Below are 379 nucleotides of genomic sequence, written 5' to 3' on the forward strand. Positions count from 1 at the left end.
CCCGACCCCCCCAAGCCGCAGGCCAAGCCCGAGATCGTCGCCAAGGCGCCCGAGAAGAAGCCGGAGCCACCCAAGCCCGAGCCCAAGCCGCAGCCGAAGCCCGAAGCGAAACCGCAGCCGAAGCCTGAACCGAAGCCTGAACCGAAGCCTGACCCGAAGCCGGAACCCAAGCCACAGCCCAAGCCGGAGCCAAAACCCGAGCCCAAGCCCCAGGCCAAACCCGAGCCCAAGCCGAAGCCCGACGCCAAGCCGATCGACGACTACATGGCGCAGCGCCTCGCGCAGGAGACCCAGCGCGCCGAGCAGGCCCGCCTCTCCAGCCTGATGGCGCAAGAGGGCGCGCGCGCGGCCGCGGCGGGCCCGAGCCGCCAGGGCCCGC

1 pseudogene is annotated in these 379 nt (G+C 72.6%); it reads left to right on the plus strand.

Annotation, left to right across the window (positions count from 1 at the left end):
- Positions 1-379 (plus strand): annotated as a pseudogene (locus C667_RS26275) (energy transducer TonB); the annotation flags it as partial.

Source organism: Thauera phenylacetica B4P, assembly GCF_000310225.1.
GTDB classification, from domain to species: domain Bacteria; phylum Pseudomonadota; class Gammaproteobacteria; order Burkholderiales; family Rhodocyclaceae; genus Thauera; species Thauera phenylacetica.